This is a genomic window from Anoxynatronum sibiricum, from assembly GCF_039414295.1.
Lineage (GTDB): Bacteria > Bacillota > Clostridia > Peptostreptococcales > Tindalliaceae > Anoxynatronum > Anoxynatronum sibiricum.
The window spans coordinates 1-1,553 of sequence record NZ_JBCITM010000046.1 but is presented as its reverse complement, the minus strand read 5'-3'; the positions used below and the strand labels follow the sequence as shown (position 1 = coordinate 1,553).

The 1,553-nt window shown below is 51.1% G+C and carries 11 tRNA genes and 1 rRNA gene; all 12 read left to right on the top strand.

Annotated elements, in window-relative coordinates:
• Positions 1-111, top strand: a 5S ribosomal RNA gene (rrf, locus tag AAIG11_RS17855); the annotation flags it as partial.
• A gap of 63 nt (positions 112-174) precedes the next feature.
• Positions 175-250, top strand: a tRNA-Met gene (locus tag AAIG11_RS17850).
• 23 nt (positions 251-273) lie between these two features.
• A tRNA-Arg gene (locus AAIG11_RS17845) sits at positions 274-350 on the top strand.
• A gap of 9 nt (positions 351-359) precedes the next feature.
• Positions 360-435, top strand: a tRNA-Gln gene (locus tag AAIG11_RS17840).
• 3 nt (positions 436-438) lie between these two features.
• Positions 439-514, top strand: a tRNA-Lys gene (locus AAIG11_RS17835).
• A gap of 87 nt (positions 515-601) precedes the next feature.
• Positions 602-690 (top strand) — tRNA-Ser (locus AAIG11_RS17830).
• A gap of 45 nt (positions 691-735) precedes the next feature.
• Positions 736-826 (top strand) — tRNA-Ser (locus AAIG11_RS17825).
• Between the two features lie 16 nt (positions 827-842).
• A tRNA-Pro gene (locus AAIG11_RS17820) sits at positions 843-919 on the top strand.
• Positions 920-946: 27 nt separating this feature from the next.
• Positions 947-1,023 (top strand) — tRNA-Ile (locus tag AAIG11_RS17815).
• 21 nt (positions 1,024-1,044) lie between these two features.
• Positions 1,045-1,121: transfer RNA gene (locus AAIG11_RS17810), tRNA-Trp, on the top strand.
• Positions 1,122-1,210: 89 nt separating this feature from the next.
• Positions 1,211-1,287 (top strand) — tRNA-Pro (locus AAIG11_RS17805).
• Between the two features lie 3 nt (positions 1,288-1,290).
• Positions 1,291-1,367: transfer RNA gene (locus AAIG11_RS17800), tRNA-Ile, on the top strand.
• Positions 1,368-1,553: the final 186 nt, after the last annotated feature.

Sequence of the window (1,553 nt, the reverse complement as noted above, 5' to 3'; positions counted from 1 at the left end):
TGGCTACAGCGAAGGGGAAACACCTGTTTCCATCCCGAACACAGCCGTTAAGCCCTTCAGCGCTGATGGTACTGGGACGTGAAGTCCTGGGAGAGTAGGTCGCTGCGACTCCTTACCTTCTAAATACTGTTCTTCCATATAGTGTTTTTATATGTTGAACATACAAAATGATGACGCGGGGTGGAGCAGCTGGAAGCTCGTCGGGCTCATAACCCGGAGGTCGCAGGTTCGAATCCTGTCCCCGCAACCATTAGTTTATATGTCTATTTTTTTGTGCCCATAGCTCAGTTGGATAGAGCAACGGCCTTCTAAGCCGTGTGTCCGGGGTTCGAATCCCTGTGGGCACGCCATACCTATGATGGGATATAGCCAAGTCGGTAAGGCAGCGGACTTTGACTCCGTCATGCGCAGGTTCGAGTCCTGCTATCCCAGCCACCTGACCCATTAGCTCAGTCGGTAGAGCACCTGACTTTTAATCAGGGTGTCCCGCGTTCGAGTCGCGGATGGGTCACCAGATTTTTTTTATAAAATGCAGACAGAGGCTCATGAGGTGTGATACAATAATCCTGTTGACTGACCTCAGAATGCCATCGGATTACTTGGAGAGGTGTCCGAGCGGTTTAAGGAGCTGGTCTTGAAAACCAGTGACTCCGAAAGGGGCCGTGGGTTCGAATCCCACCCTCTCCGCCATCAAAACTTCATAGCTCTAAATGGTAGATGCCCACATAATATTATGGAGAAGTACTCAAGCGGCTCAAGAGGACGGTTTGCTAAACCGTTAGGTCGTGTATGCGGCGCGCGGGTTCGAATCCCGCCTTCTCCGCCATTTTTCAAAATGGTCTCCGGGTGTAGCGCAGTTTGGTAGCGCGCATGGTTCGGGATCATGAGGTCGGGGGTTCAAATCCCTCCACCCGGACCACTTATAGGCAATGCTTGTCAAACGCTCGGGCCTTTAGCTCAGTTGGTTAGAGCATCCGGCTCATAACCGGGCGGTGCGGGGTTCGAGTCCCTGAAGGCCCACCAGATTTTCATTTAAACCAGCATAGGGGTGTAGTTCAGTCTGGTAGAACGACGGTCTCCAAAACCGTATGTCGTGGGTTCAAATCCTGCCACCCCTGCCATCTTCAACATAAAGTCAGAGGCTACAGTGACAGACAGTAATCACCTGATTCAGGCGTGCTGCATGCAGACTCTACTTAAAACACACTATCCGGGTGTAGCGCAGTTTGGTAGCGCACATGGTTTGGGACCATGGGGCCGGGGGTTCAAATCCCTCCACCCGGACCATTAGGGCTCATAGCTCAGGTGGTTAGAGCGCACGCCTGATAAGCGTGAGGTCGGTGGTTCGAGTCCACTTGAGCCCACCAGAAAAAACTTTACAAAATCTTCACAAAATGATTGACAGGCAAGATGAAAGATGGTAAAGTATAAAAGTCGCACGGAGCAAGACAACATAAGGCAAGGCAAGGGATGCGACGAACACGTTCTTTGAAAACTGAACAGCAGGAAGAAGCGAAGAGAACCAAAAGAAGCCAGAATCTGAAAAGAGACTG